A 20024-nucleotide genomic window follows, 5' to 3' on the forward strand; every position below is an offset into this window, starting at 1 on the left:
CATCGATTCCCTGACCCATGCGCATCGGAAGATTCAAAAAATTCTGAAGACCAAACTGGGCACCAAGCATATAGGCAAACTTCTGGTCATCTGTAGAATTAGGCGTAATATTGGCAACCTTAGTAACCGGTTTCTGTGTTTCGCCACAAGCAATCAAAGCAAGGGCAGCAGCACCAAGAGCAATCTTTTTAAGTTTCATTTTTAAAGACTCCTTAAAGTCAAAAACATTAGGGATATATACATCCCAAATTTTATCCGTTAATATACATTTTTTTAGCGAAGTGAATCGCGGACAAAACCATTTTTAGGCATTCCTTCGATCACCTTAAACGTACTTGAACCAATTACAGCACCATCTTTATATGCCGTTTCTACACGATAGGTTCCCTCAGGAATATTTTTCTTTCGGGAAAAACTTCGGTATCCAGCATCTCGCCCCCCTCGGATAATCATTCGGCTTGATGAAATTTTATCGGTCAGTTTGAAAGTCTGAGTGGCAGGAATCAGATAATACCACCGAAATTCAATCGGGGCTTTAAGTTCTGCTGGTGCGTAGACAGATGACATAAAGTAAATTTCTTCGCCTTCTTCTTTATGTATTGTCATTTGTGCAAAACCATTACGTTGCCAGAAATTAAGTTTATCCGCATCACAGGAATATGTTTCGTTGTTAAAATTTTTGCAGACAATCTGCAGCTTCAAAACGAGCGGTACAGGAGCAATCCAGTTTGCCACATATGCGATTGAAAGAACTAGCGTAATGGCAATGGGAGCAACAAGGGTGCGTTTATCACGTGAGGATTTAAGCCAAAGCAAATAACAAATTCCAATGGACAAGAATGTACTTAAAAAGAACCATAAAGCACCCATCGCATGAACCAAGTGCGGAATCAGAAAATTAAAGAACATCGTCCCTAGCAAACAAAAGAACGCTAGACATACACCAAATTTTTCATACTTCTCTTTCAAGAACTCATTGCCAACAAGGAGGGATACAAGAAGTAACACAATAGCGAACGCAGCGATGGAACCCGAACTTTTGAAATAGCAAATGACAAGGGCGCTGTAGAGGTTGCCAAAACAAAATTGCACTATCCAGGTCAATCGGTCTATCCAAGACGAAGGCCATTCGCGATTTAAGACTCTGCTGAAAAAAGATGATTCGACTTCGGTTTTATCTTCTTCATGGACTACGCTTTTTGTCGCAATGAAAAATATCGAGACTAGAGCAACCAAATAATAAAATGACAATAGGATTAAGTCCCTTCCGTAAACTTTGTGTCCTATGGTCATCGAGTCCCAGCTGAAACCGCCCAAAAAAGCAATCGCCGGAATGAACTTTTCGATTTTTTGCACTGCGGCCTTTTCGCGCAAATGGTTTATAAAATCCATGACCGAAAAATACAAAAAAAACTAAATTTAGCCCGTAAAATTTTAAAAGGCAAAAACAATGAAACTCTCCAAGTACTTTTACGTCACGCTCCGCGAAACGCCGAGCGATGCCACCATGCCCAGCCACATCTTTTTGATGCGCGGCGGTTATATCAAGCCTGTTTCTACCGGTATCTATTCCATGATGCCGATCGGTTACCGCGTGATCCAGAAGATCGTAAACATCATCCGCGAAGAAATGAACAAGATTGGCGGTATCGAAGTGGACCTCCCGGTGGTGCAGACCGCTGAACTCTGGAGTGAATCGGGTCGTTACCAGGCCATTGGCGAAGAACTGCTGCGCTTCAAGGACCGCAACAACCACAACATGGTGCTCGCCATGACGCACGAAGAAGCCATGACCGACCTGGTGCGCTACGTGCTCAACAGCTATAAGCAGCTGCCGGTGATGCTCTACCAGTTCAAGACCAAGTACCGCGACGAAGCCCGTGCCCGCGGCGGCCTTATCCGCGTCCGCGAATTCTTGATGAAGGATGCTTACAGCTTCCACACCAGCCAGGAAGACCTCGACCGTCACTACCAGGAAGAATACGACGCCTACCTCCGCATCTACCGTCGCGTGGGCATTGAACCGGTGGTGGTGCAGAGCGATACGGGTATCATGGGCGGTAAGGTCGCTCACGAATTCATGCTCGATACTCCGAACGGCGAAGATTACTTGATTCTCTGCAAGAAGTGCGGCTACCAGGCCAACCGCGAAATCGCCAAGTTCCAGCGCGTGCCGTTCAAGGGCGACGAAAATGCAGCCCTCGAAAAGGTCGCTACGCCGAACAGCGAAAGCATCGAAGAAATCACCAAGTTCCTGAACGTCCCAGCTGAATCTACCGCCAAGTGCGTGTTCTTCGACTTCGAAGGCAAGCTCATCACGGTCGTGGTTCCGGGTAATCTCGACGTTTCCGAAATCAAGCTCCACAACCTCCTGAAGGCCAAGGAACTCTATCCGGCCGAAGACAGCCTCATCAAGGCCTGCGGCATGGTTCCGGGCTTTGCTTCCCCGATCAACGCACACGACACGCGCATCATCGTCGACGAAGCCATCGCTGATTCCTTCGACCTCGTGACCGGCGCAAACGAAGAAGGTTTCCATTTCAAGCATTGCAACCCGAAGCGCGACTTCCCGAAGTTCGAAGTGGCCGACATCGCAGAAGCTTCCGAAGTCTGCAAGTGCCCCTGCTGCGGCGAACTTCTCACCGAAACGCGCGGCATTGAAATGGGCAACATCTTCAAGCTTGGCACCAAGTTCTCTGAATCCATGGGCGCCAAGTTCCTCACCGCCGAAAAGACGACCGCTCCGGCAATCATGGGCTGCTACGGCATTGGCGTGGGCCGCTTGATGGCTTCCGTCGTGGAAAACAGCCACGATGACTTCGGACCGATCTGGCCCAAGTCCATCGCTCCGTTCCAGGTGGAAATCGTCCCGATCGGCAAGGAAGCCGAACTCATGGAACTCGCCGAGAAGTTCGAGAAGGAACTGGAAGCCGCAGGCATCGACGTGCTCGTGGACGACCGCGACGAACGTCCGGGCGTGAAGTTCAAGGACGCCGACCTCTGGGGTTCTCCGGTGCGTATCGCCATCGGCAAGAAGGGCCTCGCAAATGGCGAAGTGGAATGGAAGTTCCGCAACGAAAAGCTGTTCACCATGGTCAAGGTCGAAGACGTTATCGCCAAGGCCAAGGAATACTTTGCCGAATAAGACGAAAGAACGCCCGCATTAGCGGGCTACAGACGAGAGACGAAAGCGTGTACAGATGTCATGCAGCACTCTGTTACGGCATCGCCATTTCAACACAGACTTTTAAATCGCAAGCCTGCTTTACGAGCAGGCTTTTTTCTTTCTCCTATTTTCGCATCGCTGTAAAATTGATTATCTTATAAACGTATGATGAACTCTATTGACTGGTCTGTGGGCTGGTGCTATGTCTGCACTGTGCTCTTGCTTTTATTGATTGTCACCATCTTGCTGTTGCTCGACTACTGGAAGAGGCAAAGGCTTTATACGCTTTTTGCGGGCAACCTCGGTGAGTTCATCGTCGTGCTCTCGGACAAGTTTGAATTTATCAGCTCTCTGCCGCAGTTCATGTCGGACCCGCTCTTTGACAACTTGAGCAAAGACCGCCTGTTCCGTGACATTCTACCGCCTAAGGATTGGGCTCGTCTCAAACTTTACTTTGACGATATCGACAAGCACCCCGAAATGCCGTTCATGTTCTCGTACAAGCGCGACGACGGTACTATGCTCTGGTTCGAAATGCGATGCCAGCACCAGCGCCTTTCGATGGATGAATCTCGTTACATCTGCTTGATCAAGAACATTTCTAACACCGTCGAAAACCAGCATCGTTTGGACGAAGCCGAAACAAAGCTGAAATCGCTTTTGCGCAATACCGGCGACTTTTTATGGAAATTTGATTTCGAAAGCCGCCAGCTCTTTTTGCTTACTCCGATGATGGACGATGACTACCGCGACGTTCCCCGTTCTGGAGGTGTTGTCGATATAGAATCGCTCATGCCCGAAGACGACTTCAAGTTGCTCGAACGCGTGATGAACGAATGTATGATGAAAGCTGGTGGCGAAGCGGCATACGACGACAAAGGGCACTTGCTTGATGAACAGAGCCAGCTCAATCGCCTCGCCAATGAAAATGCACGATTTGGCACACTCAAAATCCGTTGTTGGAACAGTGAAAAGAACCTCGTGTGGTACGACTTCCGTGGCCACCTTGCCCCTGATGACGAAGACCGCATTGTGATGATGGGTTCTGCACGCCGTGTCGAAACTTCTCCAGAAATTCCTTTCCTCATGAAGAGCGGTGTCGAGGAATCTCTGATAAATTCGCTTTTCAACTTCCCGAACATCGGTATTTTCTGGGTTGACCGCAACTTCACCATTCTCGGGTGCAACAACGCTTTTGCAACAGATTCTGGTTTTGCTAAAACGGACGAAGTCGTCAATCAATCATTGAAAGACGTCATCTCCGTCAAGTACCTCCCCTATTACGATTCCATGATCAAGGACGTATTTGACAACGGCTCGCCAAAAAGCTGGAAAGGCAAATTTGACGACAGTGACCTGATTTGCACCATCAATGTCGTGCCGATGCTCAAGTCGCTCCTCAAGTCCGGCTATACAGTCAGCCGCGTACTTTGCGTCTACATGCGAATCTCGGGATAATTCGATTTTTTATAAGGTGTCGTAATTCTATACTCTGAAACATTTTTAAAGAATGTTATCGGGAATGTGACGATATCGCTTGATTTCAACTTGGGGAAATACCACCTGCTTAAAGCTATCTTGATATCGTCATCAAAATCTTTATTGCCGGTGTTCGAAGATTGAATCTCAATTTTTAGAACGAAACCATCTAAACCAATATTCAGCTGAAAAATTATAGTTCCGCTAAAATCAGGATCAACATCATCTTGATTATTCTTTTGGCATGATATTGCGCGATTTCTGTTTAAATGTTTGTTATAAATGTGGCGTAATCCAGGTGTCCGTTGGCGAATGACCTTTAAAATCGATGCTTTATCATATATAATCCCATTTGATATTTTTAATTCATCAACCGTTGGGGCGTTTACAGAACTGTTCGCTCTAGTAATAAGCTCTGCTGGAGAGCCGTCAAGAATCCCGGCAAGTCTATCATGATAAAAGTCAAATGACAGCGAAACAATGTTTTTACCAACATCTTTAAAACGAGTCGGCATTAGATGTTCCGCAATTTTCTTTTCAAAGCCTTTGCTTATTTTATTATCAACCTTATTAAATTCAATTTTATCAACAAAGCCATTTTTATTTATGAAAATGTCTAAAGTTAAAAAAAGATGATCCCATTGTTCGTGAACATCCTTCTTGTAAAATGAATCATATGTCTCAAACAATGCGTTTGATTTTTTACGAAGGATATCGGCAATTTTCTCTACATCATTGTTATAGACGCTATCATCAATTAGAACAGCTCTTGATACTTTTATTTCAACACCATTTGCACTAAATTGGGTATGAATAAACCTATAAATTGGTATTGAAAGATTGTTGCTATTAGGAGTTTCGTTCTGTAGTTCTTTTAAATTATCAAGAACTTTTTGTTTTTCATATGATGTGGCATCTGATTTGTCATCAACTGCCGAAGATTTATTTGCATTTTTATCGACGTCGCTACAACTTGCCCACAACACCGTCGCAGCCAAGAGCATAAACTTACCAAAATAATTTCCAGAAAAAATCGCCATACGTTATATATAAAAAAAACGAAATCACAACCCCAAAAGATTTAAGGTAAACGCAAAGCGATTTGCCTTGTAGTCGATGTCGTAGCTGTATCTGAATTCGGCACCCAAATGCCACTTAAAACCGGTCTTATACATAAGATAGGTGCCGCCACCGAACTCGAAATAATCAATAGCAACACCAAAAAATTCACCACAGTCGCCATTATCTTCTTTGCAACCTACGAGACTCTTGGAGCGGGATGCAAATTGAAATAAGCCTACATGCAATTTTTCCGTTGGCGAAATTTGTTCCATCGCACTTATTCCACCTGCAGCAACCGTACCCCACCCCATCACGCCAAAATGATCAAAAGCAACACCTAACGAGACAAAAGGCGTGAAATACTGAAAGCCACCCCCAATAGCAAAATGATCTATAAAATGATAGATCGGGACAGAGATGTCTATTACGCTTTCATCCTTGACTCCATAAACGTGATTACCGATAGAGTCCATTTTCGGCTCTTCCGAATTTGAAGTGAATGCCCGCATCCCCGTTACCGATAACCCAAGCACAGTTTTAGACGAATCGTTTACGCTCTGGTAGGCTTCCATAAACGCGCCCGCAGAAAGTGGCCGCATCGAACATCCCGCCAAAAGCAACAAGGCAAAAGCCCACAAAAGAATCTTAAACGAGTTAATCTTCATACACTTTAATATAAACAAATAAAGAAATATCGAGACATCATCCGTGAGCCGCGTTCTGTGCGTCTACATGCGAATTTCAGGATAATTCGTTATCCTATAGGGTGTTGTATTTTCAAAGAATGATAATGGAAATGTTACAACTTCGTTCGAATTCAACTTCGGAAATTTCCAACGGCTTAAAGCTCTCTTGACTTCTTCATCAAAATCACTATTGCCGGTATTCGAAGATTGAATTTCAACTTTTTGAACTATGCCATCCGCGTTTATGTTCAGCTTAAAAACAATCATTCCGTTAAAATCTGGATTGAAGTCGTCTTGATTATTTGCTCGATTTTTCCTTAAATGTTTGTTATAAATGTGACGTAATCCAGGCGTACGTTGACGAAAAACCTTTAAAATTGAATCTTTATCATGTTCATCACCACCAGCCAATTTTAATTCGTCTCCCGTTGGTGCGCTTACTGCGCCATTTGTTTTTCTCATTATTGATTTTTTTAAAGGGACTTCTCGAAAATCATCAACAATAAAAGGTCCTTCTCCATGCAAAAGAATTTTTAAAACTTCCTCATCCTTCATGGATTTGCAAAAGCTAATCGATAATGAAACGTCGTTTTTTCCTACACCCTGAAAACGGATTTGCTTCACATATTCAGTAATTCTCTTTATAAAATTCTGATCGGCATAGAGAGAACGTGCGAGTTTGATTTTTTCAACAACACCATTAGTCCCTATGGAAAGATTTAAAAATAAAGAAACTCCATACAACTCATAACAAGTATCTTTCTTGTAAAACAAATCAAAAATTTCATAAAAAAATTTGGTTTCTTTGCGAAGGATTTGAGTGATTTTCTCATCATCATCGTTATAAACTAGAGTACCGACAGAATAATCTTTAGAAACCTTGATTGAAACTATATTCGCATCAATTTCTGTTTTTTCCTGTTCCGATGATTCATCCGCATTTTTATCAGCATCGCTGCAACTTGCCCACAACACCGTCGCAGCCATAAGCGCAAACTTACCCAAATAGTTTCTAAAAGACATTGCCATAGTTTATATATACAAAAACACGAACAAAAAAACACCAGCCTCGTGAGAGACTGGTGTTTTAAATTCAATTTGGATTAGAACCTAGTGAGACAAGGCGCGAACCCCCGTAGCGTACAAAGCGTACGTGAGGGGGCGAGTAACGCCGTATCACGACGGTTATAATTCAAATTAGCCGAGTGTGACTTCGACCTTGTGAACACCCTTCGTAAAGATCGGAGCGACGTTGGAATCAATTTCCTGACCGTCAACAACCATCTTTGCAACACCCTTGCAGACGTGATCCGGGTTCTTCACCGTGATCTGGTAAGTAGCACCGCGGAACTTACGGGTAGCTTCGAAGCCAGCCCATGCGCTCGGGATGCAAGGATCGACAACGAGACCGTTGAAGCTTGCGCGGATACCGAGGATGAACTGCGTTGCAGCCTGGTAAGTCCAAGTAGAAGTACCGGAGAGCCATGCGTTACGGCCCATACCGAACTGCTTGTGTTCGTCACCGAGGATGTTCTGCGGATAGCAGTACGGTTCAGATTCGAACACATCGAGGATGCCGTTCTTGGAAGCCGGGTTGATCTGGTTGTAGTACTGGAATGCGTTGTCGCCACGGCCGAGGATCGTTTCGGCAATCATCACCCACGGGTTCGTGTGGAGGAAGATACCGCCGTTTTCCTTTGCTCCAGGAGGATAGGTGGAGATGCCACCGACAGCCGGTTCAAAGCCACGGTAACCCGGAGTAGAGCTCTTCACGCCGTACTTGGTGTTGAGGAGCTTGTTCAAGCTGTCCATGCCCTGCACTGCGCGGTCGCCGAAAGCGATGCCAGCGATGACCGGCCAGGACTGGCCGTTGCAGTAAATCTTGCCGTACTTAGCAGAGGAAACGCCGTAGCCGTTGCCGTCCTTGTCGAACCAACGAGTCCACCACTTGCCGTCCCAAGCGCTGTCGTTGAAAGCCTTCTTGACATCTTCGTACCAGCCCTTGTACATTTCAACGGCTTCCTTGTCGCCGAGAGCTTCTTCAATGCCCATCATTTCGAGCAAAGCCTTTGCGTACAAAGCAGTGTTGAACGTAGATTCTGCACCGAGTGGGAGGTTCATGCAGTCGTTCCAGTCGGCAAAACCGAGGAGCGGGAGGTTGTGCTGACCGAGGTGTTCGCGAGTGAACTTGAGAGCGCGCTTCAAGTGTTCGAGGACTGTGCCGGTCGGACGTTCAGCATGCTTCTTGCCTGCAACGTAGAACGGAATTTCTTCGTTGAGGAGATCCATCTTGCCGGTTTCCTTGAGGTAGGTAGCGACAGTGAGGACGATCCAGAGGTGGTCATCGCCGTACCAGTCAGCGTATGCCGGATTGCCGTTAGCGTCGAGAACGCCAGCCTTTTCGCGAGAGTCACCGGCGTTAGCTTCGTTACCCGTGTCTTCAGCAAGGGCGAGCGGAGCGTACTGGTGCATGGCGTTACCTTCCGGACGCTGCACGGAGATGAGGTTCTTGGTGAGAACGAGAGCTTCTTCAGGCATGTGGCTCATGACGCCCATGAGGTCCTGAGTAGAGTCACGGTAACCGATACCGCGGCTGGTGCCGTAGCCCAACTGATAGAGGGACAGGTAGCGGCTCCAGTTCTTGGTGGTGTGGCACTGACGCGGGTTGTGCACGTTCACCATCGTGTTGAAAGAAGCATCCGGTGTCTTGACCTGGATCGTGGAGAGGTAGTTTTCCCAGAACTTTGCGAGTTCTTCGAAAGCCTTGTCCACGTTCTTCAAGTCGCGGTACTTCTTGATAGCCTTGGCTGCAACCTTGAGGCTCTGTTCCTGACCGAGCTGGGTGCAGGTACGGAACGTCTTCTTGGCAGCGATCTTGCCAGCGTGGATCATGAGAGCGGCAATGTTGTCGCCACGGTCGCATTCGCTGTTAGCGAGTTCCTTGTTCTGGAGGCTGAGCGGATTTGCCCAGGAACCCATTTCGTTCTGGCCGAGGAATACGCGGCGGTCGCCATCGAAGGAACCGACCTTGCAGTCAGCAGTAACATAGTTTACGGCGTAGTCACGCTTCATGTAAGCGTACTGTTCCAAAACGACGTGGCCGTCCTTTTCCCAGTGGCCCTTGAGGGTCATGGTCTGCGGAACCCAGTCGGCGTTCGTGAGCTGCTTTTCGGCTTCGAAGTGGCTGAATTCATAAACCGGGATGATGTCCACTTCCTTGGAGCCACCGGCGATGTTGGTCACCTGGATGTCCTGGAGGAGAGTGTTGGAGCCAGTCGGAACGAAAATCGTGACCTGTACGCGGAGACCGAAAGCTTCGGCAATCCAACGCATGTAGGAAAGACCCACGTGGCATTCCCACTTGTCCATCTTGGTCAAAGTCGGGACGTAGAACGGGGAGAAAATCTTGTAGCTCTTGCCATCCTTGATACGGATGTAGATAGTGCTGGCCTTGAAGTCAGAGCACGGCATCTGTGCAATGTACTTGGTGATACGGTTGAGAGCCGGGTCGCCTTTGCAAACGAGAGTGCCGCCGGTCGTATCGACGATACCGCCGAAGTTGAGAGTACCGACGTAGTTGCACCACTTGATCGGGGTAGCCGGGGTGGTGAGCACGTATTCTTTTGCAGCGTCATCAAAGTAGCCATACTTCGGGGCAGCGGCCTTAGCGGTCTTTGCCGGGGCCTTCTTTGCAGCGCTCTTCTTCACTGTTTTTGTAGCCATTGTATCTCCGTTAGAGAGGGGGTTAGTTAAATTCGGAATTAGGAATTCGGAATTAGGAATTTGTAACTCGGAATTCGGAATTATCCTTTAAACTTTTGCGGGGTAAATTTAGAAATTAGACGAGAGTCGAGAGACGAGAGACGAGAGAAAGTTATTCATTTGACCAATGTTTTTACTAGCGCGAAGCGCCATTATTCCTCTTTCGTCTAAACTCTACTCTTCAAACTTTTCGAAATCTCTGTTACCAAAGTTGATGTAGAAGTATCCGCCGAGTTTCTTGCTGCGGACCGGGTCGCGCAAAATGCCGATAGCGGCACGCACGTACTTGAGTTCCACCAATATGTGGTCACGGCTCATGCAGTTGAGGAACGGGCCTTCGGGGTAAAGCGTCGGGCGCGGTTCTTCGGCAATCATCTTTTCAAGATTTTCAATTTCCTGAACCAGTCTACGTTCATGCACTTCAAGCGTACGGATAACTTCCTTGTTGTCGGCACCGTAGAGGAATGCAAAACCAAGCGTACGCGGATCGTCGTTAAAGCCCGTCAAATGCTTGAGGACTTCCTTGCGAAGAACTTCCTTGCCCTTATCGGTAATGTTGAACACCATGCGTTCAGGGCGGTTTCCGTCGCGTTCGGAATGACCAACGATGCATTCGTTCTTTTCGAGCGTAATCAGCCTGTTATAGACTGTAGATGTGCTAATCTTAGCCCAGCGGTCGAGTTCCCTATCACGAATTTCCGTGATGATGTCGTAACCACTGCGCTCATGTTCCAGAATGAGGCCGAGCAATACTAGATCGTAACGGTTCATTTAAATTCCTTGATTTTGCTACTATTCCAAGTTGGAATAATTGACTTAATAGAAAACTACATTTTTTTCGAAAAAAAGATTGTTTATTGCGAAAAAATCAAAAAAAAATTGCATTACACAGTAAAAAAACTCATTCTAAGGGCTTTTTTCGTAGTTATTATCATATTTAGTCTATATTTCTAATGAATCATAAATGTTTGATTTAAGGATTTTTCCTTAAAATTGGGGAGCAAAGTGCAGAGCTATCAAAAAATAAAGAAGAGGAGAAACCGAATTAAATATTCGGTCATGAGGTTTGCACCCTTAATCCTCGTTATTTATTTGGTCATCGAAGCTTTCGCCACCTTCCAGAAAGAAGACAAAAACGCAGTCACCGTACGCAACAGGGACTATATCAAGGATATCACCCTTGCGATGGCGTATAAGTTAGATGACATTTTCACAAACTCGCTCAAGTCAATAGAATCACTTGCCAGGCTCAGCTCTAAAGATCTTGAGAACGGACAGATGAGTTCGGTGCATCTCGCTGAACTAGAAAAAATAGTGCAGTTCGACCACCTACGGTTTACCGATTCAAGCGGTATGGCACAGCTGACTTCGGGAAAACAAGTCTATGTCGGCAATAAAAAGTACTTTACAGACGGCATGATGGGCAACAGCGGCATCTATATCGTGATGCCCTCGCAAAAAGATATCGCAAACATCGTCTTTTATGCGCCAGTCCTGGTCAACGATAAAATTGCAGGCGTCCTCGCCTCGTCGTTTGACGAAAACACGATCAGGCGACTCCTGGATTACAAAGTCTACGGAGCACATGCGTCTGCGGGAATTGTAAATACCGAGGGCAAAAGTTTCCTGCCTCTAGAGTCGATGGTCCTTCCACAAAACGTAACCCAGGGAATCCCGATAGACAACTTCAAAAGTTTTCTAAATACATCAAAGTTCGACGAAGAAAATAGAAACAACATAATCAACGCATACAAGACTCTCACCCCATCTAGCTACAAGTACGATGGAAATACAGATGAAATTCACGGGTACATCGCTCCACTCCAGACCGTCCCGTTAAGCGTTTATTCAAACTTTCCTACCGAAGCGGCCAAAAGCCTTTATTCCATGGGCATAAAAGCAGGCCGCACATTGCAATTCCTGCTCATCTTCATTTTTGTCGGTTATATCATTTATCTTTTGGTCATCCAGTTCTTTATCCGACGCTCTGATTCACGGGAAAACCGCATGGCCAGCTATATTGCAAAAGCAGAAAATGCAATTGCCAAAGCCATGATCTTTGTCGATGCCGAAAACGGAACATTTGATGATCTGTCCGTTATGCCGATGCCATTTCCAAAGACCGGTAAACTTGAAAATCTCGAACAAGGTTTTATCAGATGCAATGACGATTTACAAAATGGAGAAGAATTTAGAGCATTTTTTGAAAACGTGATCAAAGAACGCAAGGTTCTTACCCGTATACCAAGCGTTGTATTCTGTAGCCCCCAGCCCAACGGAACGAAAGAATATATCACGATGGTCTATATTCCGGTCGAGGTAAAAGCGGACCTCGTCTACAAAGGAATTATTTTATTCAGAAACATCACTACAGAGAAATCAAAGGAAATCGAAGCCAACAAGAAACTCACTCAAGCCCTTTCCGCAGCCCGCGATGCAAGCAAGGCTAAAACGACGTTCCTGTTCAATATGTCACACGACATCCGTACGCCGATGAACGCTGTAACAGGCTTTACCGCAATGGCTAAAAAACATATCGACAATCCAGAAATGATCAAGAGGTATCTTGAAAAAATCGATGTCGCCAGCCATCAGTTGCTATCGCTTGTAAACCAGGTTCTCGAAATGTCGCGTATTGAATCGGGAAAGATTCTCCTCAACGACCAGAAATGCGACCTTGAAAGCGTTATAATGGCTTTGTCTACAACTTACGGTTCACACGCAGAAACAAAAGGGATTACGTTTGTCGCAACCGTCGCAAATATAGAACACCGCTATGTATTCATAGACAGCGACCGCATCAACCAGATTGCCGCAAACATCATTGGAAATGCAATCAAGTACACGAAAGAAGACGGCTCTATCACATGCACACTCAACGAGCATCCGTGTGAACGAGAAGGATACGGCAACTATACCTTGACCGTAGAAGATTCAGGCATCGGCATAAGTCCTGATTTTTTAAACCATATCTTTGATGAATTTGCACGTGAAAATTCTACGACGGTAAGCCATATTCAAGGAACAGGCCTTGGCATGACGATTGTGAAAAAGCTTACCGATATCATGGGAGGATCGGTATCCATCGAATCCGAAAAAGGCCATGGAACAAAAATTTCCGTCACCATCCCCATGAAATGGTGTAATGAAGACAAGCCTGTTGTCATCGACCAGAAAAATGTGGAAACGATCCCGCTTAAGGGCATGAAGGTTTTGCTTGTAGAAGATAACGAAATGAACCGGGAAATCGCAGAAGAACTTCTGATGGAACGAGGGATTATCGTTGACTGTGCCGAGGATGGAGACATCGCTGTCGAAAAAATCCGGAAGTCAGCCCCTGGCGAGTACGAACTAGTCCTGATGGATGTACAAATGCCGCGCATGAACGGCTACGAAGCCACAAAACAGATCCGTTTGCTAAAGGATCCGAAAAAATCACAGATTCCAATTATAGCCATGACGGCAAACGCATTTGAAGAAGACAAGAAAAATGCACTTGACGCGGGCATGAACGGGCACTTGGCTAAACCTATTGAAGTACAAAAGCTTATCCAAACGCTTACCGAGTTCAAACAAAATTGACCAATTTGCAAATATTTTATTATAATAAATAACAAACAAGGAGATAAATATGAAAACCAAATTCTCACGACTCTCATTATCCCTCGTTATTGCAGGTGTTTTTGCGCTTGCAGCAACGACTTTCACTGGATGTTCCATGTTAAAGAAGGTCCAGGCCGCAAAAATTCTCATCCAGACAAAGATGGAATACAAGGACCTCACCTTTGATTCCGTCGATGTCTACGAAGACATTCTTGATCTCGTGAACAACGGGATGAACGGCTTTTTGCCGAATCCGAAAGCAGTCATGCTGGTCAAGGACTTGTCTCAGAACATCATCAACAAGAATCTCGGTAACGCGAACTTCGATGTTTACCTGAACGCCAACAACACCGGCAAGGACACCTTGTGGATCAACAAGCTTCAAATCGAAATTAAGTTCGATACGCTCGTGACACTCCCGCTCACGCTGAAGGACACCATCAAGCTTGCCCCGGGCAACAACGACCTTCACTTCAACGCGGCCTTCCCGTTGGATGCAAAAATCTTTAAATTTAAAGAAGTCCAATACTATGGCATCGCCGGCTTTATCGACGTATCCCTCACCGAAGGTGGGCAACCCGTTACTCAGGACTTCGAAATCAGGAGAGACGTAAAGCCTGAAGATGTCGAAAAAATCCAGAACCTCGTCCGCGACAGATTGTTCGATCTTCTCGTGAACAAGTGGCTGGGCTCTGTTATTAAATAGGAAATCTATGTCAAAACGCAACTTTGTTCCGGAAAAGTTTAATCCGGATGATGTAAAAGAAACTTCAAAATTGTATCGCGCTCTTTTACAGCGTGATATTCCAGTAAATGTAGACAAGCTCCGTCAATGGATTTTAGACTGGAGCGAACTGGAATCGGTTCTTGGTGAAGTTAGTTCTCGCCGCTACGTCGCTATGACTTGCGATACACGTGACGAAAAAGCGGCGAAAGCCTATGCTGACTTTGTTGAAAACATTCAGCCATTGATGATCGAGTACGACGATAAGCTGAATCGCAAGTTGATGGCCCATCCGTCCAAGGATGCCCTTAAGGGAGAATTTGGCGAATGGCTTAAAGGCGTTCAAGTTTCGTTAGACCTGTTCTCTCCGGACAATATTCCTCTAGAAACCGAAGAAAACAAGGCGATTCAGGCATACCAGAAAATAACTGGCGGCATGAGCGTCGAATTCGATGGCGAAGTCAAGACCATGCAGCAATTGGGCGCTTACATGGAAAGGACAGACCGTTCTTTACGTGAACGCGCGTGGCGAGCTATGTGGGAACGCCGCCTCCAGGACAAAGATGCGTTAGACCAATCCTACGACAAGCTTTTCAGCATTCGCAAACAGATTGCAAAGAATTCCCACTGCAAAGATTTCATCGATTACATATTCCTTGCAAAGCATCGCTTTGACTACACACCAGCCGACTGCGAAGCTTTCCACGAAAGCATCGAGAAATTTGTACTGCCGTTGCAGAAGGAAATGTACAAGTGCCGCGCCAAGAAGATGGGGCTTGAACGCTTGCGCCCGTGGGACTTGGATGTAGACCCGCTAAGCAGGCCGCCTCTCAAGCCATACCAGAGCGGTGACGAGCTGATCGAAAAAGTCGATTCCATTTTCGAAAGCATACACCCGCAAGCCGGCAAGTGGGCCCGTGAAATGCAGGCGAAAAAGCTTATCGATCCAGATTCCAGACTGGGCAAGGCCCCGGGCGGATACCAGATCGGTTTTGACGAAAGCCGCCTCCCCTTCATTTTCATGAACTCCGCGAATACGGACCGCGACATTTACACGCTGTTGCATGAATCTGGACACTCGTTCCATCAGTTTGCACTCGCGAACCAGCCGATTTATGCCTACCGCGATGTCCCGGCTGAATTTGCCGAAGTCGCAAGCATGAGCATGGAACTCATCGGCATGTCGAACCTGAAACCGTTCTACGGCGACGACCACGAAGCCATTGTTCGCAGCACCGAAGGCGAACTTGCCGACGTGATCTGGCTCTTCCCGTGGGTGGCAAGCATCGACAGCTTCCAGCACCGCCTGTACAATTTCCCGGAACACACCGCCGAAGACCGCAGCGATATCTGGAGCGAAATCATGGACCGCTACGATGCCGGCGTGGATTATTCTGGACTTGAAGCCGTTCGCCGCAACCTGTGGCAAAAGCAACTTCATTTGTTCGAATGTCCGTTCTACTATATTGAATACGGCATCGCACAGATTGGCGCTTTGCAGGTCTGGGCAAACTTCAAGAAGGATCCGCAAAAGGCTATCGACGACTTGTTCAAGGCAGAAAGCCTGGGCAGCAGCCGTCCGATTCCAGAGCTCTTCGCGACCGCAAACATCAAGTTCGATTTCACGCCCAAAACGCTGGAACCCTTGATGCAAGTAGTCTGGGATGAGCTAAGTAAGTTGTAGGGCTGTAAATACAGCTTCATCGCCTACTGTCATGCCCGCCATAGTGCGGGCATCTCCTTTTTTAGCTCTTAATTACATTTTTTTTGATAAATTTCAAAAAAAATGAAAAAAATACGCCATAGGACTTGACAAACGAAAAAATAAAAGTTATTATTGGCGCACCTCCTCAATGGAGGTCATCCTAACGGAGGGATGGCCGAGTGGTTGAAGGCGCACGCTTGGAAAGCGTGTTTACCTTACGGTAACGAGGGTTCGAATCCCTCTCCCTCTTCTAAAATTTTTCGAGGTACCTTATGGCTGAGTCTCAAAGAGTTTATCTTGATGATATCTACGCTAGTGAAGAATGTCAAGGTTCGGTTTTCCGTGCTGTTGTCATGATGGCTCACGAAGCCCGCTTCATTAACAATCAGTCCAAGCAAGGTTATATCCAGCTCACGCAGAAGCCGACAACGATCGCTATGAACCGTTTCAAGGAACATAAGCTTACGATGGTTGAAAAGGGTGCTAATGACGTAACTGCTGATGCAGTAAAGGCATCTGTTGCAGAAGTTGCTCCGACAGCAGAAGCTGTTGCTGAAGCAAGCGATGCAGCTGCCGATGCATTCTAATCTCGAAAAATGAGTGCTTAAAAAAGACCGCTTCCGAGCGGTCTTTTTTGCATCCTATTCGTCATCCTGGAGGCAGTCATTCTCGACCGAAGGGAGGGAATCCATAATTTCTAGACTTACAATCTTGACTGGATTCTTCGGGGCTTTCGCCCCTCAGAATGACGAAAGTGTTTAATTGCTTTTCAGGATTCTCGATGTGACTCCGCGGCGGATCTTGCCTGCGGCGCGTCCAAGAGCGTCAAAGAGGCGTTCTGGCATAGATTCTTCCAAGTTCTTGTTTGGTGTTCTACGCTTGGAAATCGATACGGGCTTTTCCGTAGTATCGGTTCGCTGTTCTTCGATTTTCCAGATGAAATCATCAGATCGCGAAGGCATTGGATTCTGCACGACATTTTTACCGACCGCCTGTAGATAAAGCCCGCTCTTGTAATTCTTGAGAAGGAATGCGTTCGGCGTGTTCACCCCGGCATCTTCAAACTGGTATTTTTGGTGCGCACCGCCATTATAACCGTATGTCGAAGCTGTTACGCCTGCCGCAGTCGATTCGTTCGGAATATCGACCACGCGGTTTCCAAGCTGGATACGGTAAGTGACAGGTTTATCACCCATCGAATAAATCTTGACGAATGTAGCCGTATCGCCGCAATCCATGAGTTCAAGCGCATTCGACGACGTTATCCCCATGCATTTTTTCTCGGATAGAGACTTGACCCTCCCCTGCTTGTAGAAAGCTTCCTTGAAAATGTCCTGGTACATGGCGTTCACGATTTTCACGTGATTGATAAGGTCCTGTTCGGAATGAACTTCGCTACGGTAATTGAGACCGTAGGGCCAGAAATGCTGGCTATCCCCTTTAAGGACGGCATCTTTCCCGTCAATTTCCTTGATGAGCGCTTGTGCTTTTTCACCCTTGAATACGCCACCATCCATCATCGCCTTGTAATCTGAAGTTGTGCCCATGCCAAGCGTATGCGCCATCTCATGCATGGCGGTGCCGACAAACATATAATTGCGGTCCTTGCCAAAACGGAGATCGCCATTACTACTCGCTTCTGCAGTCGGAACACCCGTGCTGTAGTAAACTTCGATATGCTTGGAGAGGTCCGAATATTTATTGTACAGGAAAACCGCCGAATCCATTGCCGCCTCGATAAGCGCGTAGGCTTCGCGTTCATCATCGGTCGGATTTGCGGATTTATTCAAATGATATTCAATATTGCCGGCAAAAGCGCCAGACACAAGGAAGGAGAAAATTCCGAAAAAAAGCGAGTTTCTTACAAAAATATTCATGGAACCTCTTCCTATACACTAAACTAATCTATACAATTCCATATATAAGAGCAAGTAAAAAAAGTTTTTGAGTGATTTATTATCCTATTTCATAATCGATTATGTAATTTTGGCGTGGAATATCAAAAACAGGAGAAGCCCCAATGAAGGCTAAAATATTCGCATGTTCTTTAACGCTCGCACTCGCGGCCCTTACCGGTTGCTCGGGAAGCCAGAGCGGAATCAACCGTTCCCTTGGACAAGCCGATGCAACGCGTACGCTCGTCAACGACAACAAGCTCGATGCCAGCATGACATCGAACTCTTTCTCCAAGCTTGTTGCTGCGAAGGCCCTGAAGGAAGACGGTAAAATCGAAGAAGCCCAGGCGCTTGCAGAACAGAGCGAACTCGAAATGCGACTCGCCATAGCCAAATCCGAATACGAAAAGGCTAAAAACGAAGACAAGAAACTCGAAGAATCTCTCCGTGCCGACGAAGAACGCAAGGCACTTTACCAGAGCATTCTCGATAAGGAAACCAAGAAGTAAGGAGCCGCAAAGATGAAGACGATTAAGATTTTGACTCTCGGCGCCCTCGCCGCCTCCATGAGCTTTGCCGCAGACGCACCTTCTGTCACCCCTGTTGACCAGTGCAGACTCGCCCTCGACAATGCCAAGACCAACTTGCCGTCCAACGCTTACGCCGCAAAGCTTACGCTTGCCGAAGGTTATGGAACGCTCAACGCACTCGAAACGATCTATGCAGACGACAAGGATTCCAAGCTGATTCCGACATTCCTGGAAAACTGCCAGAAATATGCAGAAATTGCAAAGCTCCAGGGCGAAACTCAGGCTATCCAGAACCACATTGCCGAGAACTGGGAAAAGCGCGCCGCCACAAACCGCACCATCGAAGCTATCCAGGAACAGATTGGCGAAGCCCGTAGCGGCAAGGTCTCCGACCTCGAAGCCGAAAAGCAGGCCATCAAGGCCCAGAAGGACAAGCTCGAAGCCAGCAAGAACGAAGCTATGGACAAGCTAAACGCCCTCCAGTCCCAGATGATCCAGGTGACGAAGGACGCCCGCGGTATCATCCTCTCGATGTCCGACATCTTGTTCGACGTGGGCCGTGCGACCTTGAAGACCGACCTTATGACAAGCCTTGCAAAGATTGCCGGTATCCTTTCTGTTTACCAGCAGTTTGACGTGTCCATCGAAGGTAACACCGACAACACCGGTTCCGAAGAATTCAACATGACGCTTTCTCAGCAGCGCGCCGAGAACGTGATGAACTTCCTCGTGGAACAGGGCATCGCCGAAACCCGCCTCACCGCCAAGGGCCTTGGCATGACCATGCCGATTGCCGACAACTCCACCAAGGAAGGTCGCCAGAAGAACCGCCGCGTGGACCTCGTCATCACGGACCGTACGCAGAAAGTGAAGTAATTCGGAATTAAGATTTCGGAATTATTTTTGCAGTCACCCCGGCCCTAGAGCCGGGGTCGCTTTTTTATACAGGAAAATCATCAACTTTTTGATAGAAAAGCCTTTTAATCAAGTCTATTTTTTCTAAATTAACCCACGTAACTTTTAAACCGGCGGCGCAAGTCGCCAATCAAAAACAAGAGGTAAAACAAATGGCAGTTTCTTACAAGGAACTCGGCTTGGTTAACACCAAGGAAATGTTTGCTAAGGCAGTTAAGGGTGGCTATGCTATCCCGGCTTTCAACTTCAACACCATGGAACAGATGCAGGCCATCGTGCAGGCCGCCGTTGAAACCAAGTCTCCGGTGATCATGCAGGTCTCTAAGGGTGCTCGTAACTACGCTAACGGCACCATCCTCCGCTACATGGCTCAGGGTGCTGTTGAATACGCCAAGGAACTCGGCTGCGCAAATCCGCAGATCGTGCTCCACCTCGACCACGGTGACTCTTTCGAACTCTGCAAGGACTGCATCGACAACGGTTTCTCTTCCGTGATG

16 protein-coding genes, 1 tRNA gene and 1 pseudogene are annotated in these 20024 nt (G+C 46.8%); 10 read left to right on the forward strand and 8 right to left on the reverse strand.

The genetic code is table 11. The annotated features are described in order from the left end of the window. Together ACJMM9_RS12550 and ACJMM9_RS12555 are read right to left on the reverse strand one after the other, a co-directional pair. Window positions 1-199 (reverse strand): annotated as a pseudogene (locus ACJMM9_RS12550) (redoxin); the annotation flags it as partial. A 74-nt stretch (window positions 200-273) separates the two neighbouring features. Then, a complete protein-coding gene (locus tag ACJMM9_RS12555; RefSeq protein ID WP_405327511.1) occupies window positions 274-1392 on the reverse strand; it encodes a DUF2914 domain-containing protein in 1119 nt (372 codons plus the stop codon). A gap of 58 nt (window positions 1393-1450) precedes the next feature. On the opposite strand from ACJMM9_RS12555, the gene ACJMM9_RS12560 reads away from it, so the two are divergent. Both ACJMM9_RS12560 and ACJMM9_RS12565 read left to right on the forward strand, forming a co-directional pair. Further along, on the forward strand, window positions 1451-3145 hold the full coding sequence (locus tag ACJMM9_RS12560) for a proline--tRNA ligase (RefSeq protein ID WP_405327514.1): 1695 nt from the start codon (window positions 1451-1453) through the stop codon (window positions 3143-3145). 186 nt (window positions 3146-3331) lie between these two features. Next, window positions 3332-4624 carry a PAS domain-containing protein gene (locus tag ACJMM9_RS12565; RefSeq protein WP_405327516.1) on the forward strand — a complete coding sequence of 431 codons (1293 nt, stop codon included), beginning with the start codon at window positions 3332-3334 and terminating at the stop codon, window positions 4622-4624. Here the strand turns inward: ACJMM9_RS12565 and ACJMM9_RS12570 are convergent. From ACJMM9_RS12570 to ACJMM9_RS12590, 5 genes are all read right to left on the reverse strand, one after another. Further along, window positions 4603-5685 (reverse strand): AgmX/PglI C-terminal domain-containing protein, encoded by a 1083-nt coding sequence (locus tag ACJMM9_RS12570; protein ID WP_405327519.1) that lies wholly within the window; start codon window positions 5683-5685, stop codon window positions 4603-4605. The genes ACJMM9_RS12565 and ACJMM9_RS12570 overlap by 22 nt on opposite strands. Window positions 5686-5709: 24 nt before the next feature. Beyond that, complete coding sequence (locus tag ACJMM9_RS12575) at window positions 5710-6372, reverse strand: hypothetical protein (RefSeq protein WP_405327522.1); 663 nt, start codon at window positions 6370-6372, stop codon at window positions 5710-5712. 63 nt (window positions 6373-6435) lie between these two features. Then, window positions 6436-7422: an AgmX/PglI C-terminal domain-containing protein gene (locus ACJMM9_RS12580; protein ID WP_405327525.1), complete on the reverse strand. Its 987-nt coding sequence runs from the start codon at window positions 7420-7422 to the stop codon at window positions 6436-6438. 168 nt (window positions 7423-7590) lie between these two features. After that, window positions 7591-10116 carry a GH36-type glycosyl hydrolase domain-containing protein gene (locus ACJMM9_RS12585; protein ID WP_405327528.1) on the reverse strand — a complete coding sequence of 842 codons (2526 nt, stop codon included), beginning with the start codon at window positions 10114-10116 and terminating at the stop codon, window positions 7591-7593. 213 nt (window positions 10117-10329) lie between these two features. After that, entirely contained in the window at window positions 10330-10926 is a 597-nt protein-coding gene (locus ACJMM9_RS12590) for a PadR family transcriptional regulator (RefSeq protein ID WP_405327530.1), read from the reverse strand. A gap of 288 nt (window positions 10927-11214) precedes the next feature. On the opposite strand from ACJMM9_RS12590, the gene ACJMM9_RS12595 reads away from it, so the two are divergent. The 5 genes from ACJMM9_RS12595 (at window position 11215) to ACJMM9_RS12615 (ending at window position 16774) form a co-directional block, all read left to right on the forward strand. Then, entirely contained in the window at window positions 11215-13737 is a 2523-nt protein-coding gene (locus tag ACJMM9_RS12595) for an ATP-binding protein (RefSeq protein ID WP_405327533.1), read from the forward strand. Window positions 13738-13786: 49 nt separating this feature from the next. Then, complete coding sequence (locus tag ACJMM9_RS12600; protein ID WP_405327536.1) at window positions 13787-14464, forward strand: hypothetical protein; 678 nt, start codon at window positions 13787-13789, stop codon at window positions 14462-14464. A gap of 7 nt (window positions 14465-14471) precedes the next feature. Further along, on the forward strand, window positions 14472-16166 hold the full coding sequence (locus tag ACJMM9_RS12605) for a M3 family oligoendopeptidase (protein ID WP_405327538.1): 1695 nt from the start codon (window positions 14472-14474) through the stop codon (window positions 16164-16166). A gap of 186 nt (window positions 16167-16352) precedes the next feature. Beyond that, window positions 16353-16437: transfer RNA gene (locus tag ACJMM9_RS12610), tRNA-Ser, on the forward strand. 22 nt (window positions 16438-16459) lie between these two features. Then, window positions 16460-16774 carry a hypothetical protein gene (locus ACJMM9_RS12615; protein ID WP_173466627.1) on the forward strand — a complete coding sequence of 105 codons (315 nt, stop codon included), beginning with the start codon at window positions 16460-16462 and terminating at the stop codon, window positions 16772-16774. 171 nt (window positions 16775-16945) lie between these two features. Here the strand turns inward: ACJMM9_RS12615 and ACJMM9_RS12620 are convergent, their stop codons facing one another. Then, window positions 16946-18064 (reverse strand): RICIN domain-containing protein, encoded by a 1119-nt coding sequence (locus ACJMM9_RS12620; protein WP_405327541.1) that lies wholly within the window; start codon window positions 18062-18064, stop codon window positions 16946-16948. A 143-nt stretch (window positions 18065-18207) separates the two neighbouring features. On the opposite strand from ACJMM9_RS12620, the gene ACJMM9_RS12625 reads away from it, so the two are divergent. The 3 genes from ACJMM9_RS12625 to ACJMM9_RS12635 all read left to right on the forward strand — a co-directional run. Beyond that, window positions 18208-18591, forward strand: a complete 384-nt coding sequence (locus tag ACJMM9_RS12625; RefSeq protein ID WP_173354939.1) for a hypothetical protein — start codon at window positions 18208-18210, stop codon at window positions 18589-18591. A 12-nt stretch (window positions 18592-18603) separates the two neighbouring features. Further along, complete coding sequence (locus tag ACJMM9_RS12630) at window positions 18604-19488, forward strand: OmpA family protein (protein ID WP_405327544.1); 885 nt, start codon at window positions 18604-18606, stop codon at window positions 19486-19488. Between the two features lie 191 nt (window positions 19489-19679). After that, on the forward strand, window positions 19680-20024 hold a 345-nt coding region (locus ACJMM9_RS12635), incomplete at its 3' end, for a class II fructose-bisphosphate aldolase (RefSeq protein WP_405327547.1).

Origin of the sequence: Fibrobacter sp., assembly GCF_045112255.1 — a bacterium.
Lineage (GTDB): Bacteria > Fibrobacterota > Fibrobacteria > Fibrobacterales > Fibrobacteraceae > Fibrobacter.